The sequence below is a fragment of the Seohaeicola saemankumensis genome (assembly GCF_021021435.1).
Lineage (GTDB): Bacteria > Pseudomonadota > Alphaproteobacteria > Rhodobacterales > Rhodobacteraceae > Seohaeicola.
In genome coordinates this window covers 1-463 of sequence record NZ_JAINWI010000006.1, presented here as the reverse complement: position 1 = coordinate 463, position 463 = coordinate 1, and the positions used below count along the sequence as shown (strand labels likewise).

At 63.1% G+C, this 463-nt stretch carries 1 protein-coding gene; it reads left to right on the top strand.

Annotation, left to right across the window (positions count from 1 at the left end; genetic code table 11):
- Nucleotides 1–60: 60 nt before the first annotated feature.
- Nucleotides 61–463 (top strand): helix-turn-helix domain-containing protein (locus K7H22_RS05205; protein WP_419248150.1); only part of this gene is annotated, 403 nt, incomplete at its 3' end.

Here is a 463-nt window from a genome sequence, read left to right as displayed (position 1 = left end):
GTGTAAAAGTCGTCCACCTTTACCCTTTCTGGTGACAGGGAGGGCGGGAGGATTTTCACTGTGGATTTGTATCGGAAGGTTCGGCTGGCCTGTGCTGAGGGCATGAGCCAGCGTGAGGCGGCGCGGCATTTCAACATCTCGCGCGATAGCGTAGCCAAGATGATGGCGTTTTCGGTTCCACCTGGATATCGGCGGAAGGCGCCGGTCAAGCGACCGAAGCTGGATGCCTTCACCGGGATCATCGACGGTTGGCTGGACGGCGATCGGGAGGTCCCTCGCAAGCAGCGGCACACGGCGAAGCGGGTGTTCGAGCGGCTCCGCGACGAGCATGCCTTCACCGGGGGCTACACGATCGTGAAGGATTACATGCGACAGCGCGAACGGCGCGGCCGCGAGATGTTCGTGCCGCTGGCGCATCCGCCCGGTCATGCCCAGGCCGACTTTGGCGAGGCGGTGGTCGTCA